Source organism: Kitasatospora sp. NPDC047058 (genome assembly GCF_040643935.1).
GTDB lineage: Bacteria > Actinomycetota > Actinomycetes > Streptomycetales > Streptomycetaceae > Kitasatospora.
Window position 1 is genome coordinate 1 of sequence record NZ_JBEYVJ010000749.1, and the last position, 1,980, is coordinate 1,980.

Here is a 1,980-nt window from a genome sequence, read left to right on the forward strand (position 1 = left end):
CCCGGCCTGCTCGTCCGACAGCAGCTCGGCGCCGTCCTCGCCGAGCCGGGCGAGGAAGCGCCGGGTGCGCTCATACCGCTGCCCCGCGAAGGTCAGCTCCCCGGCCAGGAACCGCGCGTAGCTGTCCTCCATCACCTCACGCCACAGCCCGACCACCGACGTCCCGAAGCGCCCCAGCAGCCCGGACTCCCCCAGATGGGCGAGGATCCCGGTCTCCTCCGACCCCGAGTAGTCGAGCAAGGTGTCGTCGACGTCGAAGAGCACACCCCTGATCCGCACGTTCCGCCCCTTCCCGCCACCGATGCGCCCGGCCGCCCGCTGTACGGACCCTACGCGACCACCGGCGCCGGCGAGTGCCGTAGGCTCGGCCTCCTGCCCCAGAGCGCTACGAGCGTTTTGATGTCGACGTCGCTGTCGGAGCGGGCCCGAACGGCCTCGCCATGCGGATGCCTGGGCCGAGGGCCCGGCGGGTGTTGCGGCGCAGGCAGTCCGTGAACTTCCAGGAGACCGACCGGCCGGCCGGGGACCCTTGGCCTCGCCGTCTACGTCGATCGCGGCTGGCTCGTTTCAGCTGGAGCGGAGGGCGTACTCGACCTTCCGCCTACCGAGCAGCGGGATCGTGCCCTGCCAGCCGCGCACCGTCACCTTCGCCCGCAAGGTCACCTGTAGGTCCTCGGGCACAGCCGCGTCCGAGAAGCGGGCCAGGACGCGCAGCTGACGGTCGACCCGCAGCGGGGCCACGCCGGCGCGCTGGAACGTCCACTTGGCCAACTGCATGTCCTTCCCGCTCGCCAGCAGCGTCGGGAAGTAGACGTCCTGCTCGCTGCTGCGTTCCAGAGCGGCCTCGGGGGCCAGCACGGTCACACTCGTGTCGAAGGAGAGCCCGGCGGTGCCCTTCCTGACCACCTTGACGGGCTGGTCCGAGACCTCGGAGCCCGGGATGAGGTCGAGCACCCGGCCGGGCCGGACGGACAGGCTCACGCTCAACCACTCCAGCTCGCACTCGGGATGCGGGTGCCCGACGCACAGCAGCGGAATGTCGAGCACCCTCGCGTCCTCGGAAGCGGCGGCGTCCGGCTCGATGGGCCCGAGGCTCAGGGTGAACCGGTTGGCCTTGGCCAGTAGGCGCACCTCCTCGTCGAGTACGGCGGGTCCCGCGGCACGCTCGCTCAGGGCCGCCTCATCCACCTCCAGGCCAAACTCGATGGGCGTCGGGCCTTCCTGCCACGCCGACTCGGCCGCTTCGCCGGATGCGTCCACCATTTCGCCTCTCATCTCGTTGAATTGATGTTCCGTCATATCACCACCGTCACATCCTGATACCACCCGGCGCGGGATCACGTCCAATCCCCCACGGCCACAAAGGGTCCCCAGTGGTAGAAGTGCTGTCGTGGGTTCGTCCCACCGGCCGAGCCGAGGGCGGCCCGGTGCAGGGCCAAGGGCGCACCCGCGCCGGCTCGCAACTCCTGGTGGAAGGCCATGAGCAGCTCGGCCGCGGAGTCGTCGGCGACCTGCCACTGGCTGACCACGACGCACGAGCTGCCGCCGAGGAGCAGGGCCCGGGTGAGGCCCACTGGTTCGTCCCCGGGTCGCTGCTCGTTGACGCCGGTCTCGCAACCGCTGAGCACCACCGTTCCGCAGGCGGTGGTCTGTTCGCCAAGTAGGGCGCGTGCGCGCAGTCGGCCGTCCGCGAGCTCCATGCCGCGCTCGAAGCCGTCCCCGGCGGACAGGAGGCCGTGGGCGGCGAGGTGCACCAGGCCGTCCTCGCGCAAGGCCGCGCGCACCCGGGCCAGCGTGACCTCCTCCCCCACCTCGGCGCGCAGGCCGAGGAGTTCGGCCACGGCCCGGGCCTCGTGCGCCGCGCGGGGCAGGTTGCCGCGCGGGTCGCCGAACACGGCTGCCCGTCCCCGTCGGGCGTCGGGTCGTCCGGGGGGTCGTACGGTGGCCCGGGCGGATCCGGGGATCCGGCCTCCTCGCCAC

2 protein-coding genes and 1 pseudogene are annotated in these 1,980 nt (G+C 72.0%); all 3 read right to left on the minus strand.

Annotated features, from left to right (window positions below; genetic code table 11):
* Nucleotides 1-279, minus strand: a pseudogene (locus ABZ885_RS40115) (HAD family hydrolase); the annotation flags it as partial.
* Between the two features lie 288 nt (nt 280-567).
* On the minus strand, nt 568-1,263 hold the full coding sequence (locus tag ABZ885_RS40120; RefSeq protein ID WP_360199989.1) for a hypothetical protein: 696 nt from the start codon (nt 1,261-1,263) through the stop codon (nt 568-570).
* Between the two features lie 74 nt (nt 1,264-1,337).
* The gene (locus tag ABZ885_RS40125; protein WP_360199991.1) at nt 1,338-1,964 is read right to left on the minus strand and encodes a CHAT domain-containing protein; all 627 of its coding nucleotides are present in this window, start codon (nt 1,962-1,964) and stop codon (nt 1,338-1,340) included.
* Nucleotides 1,965-1,980: the final 16 nt, after the last annotated feature.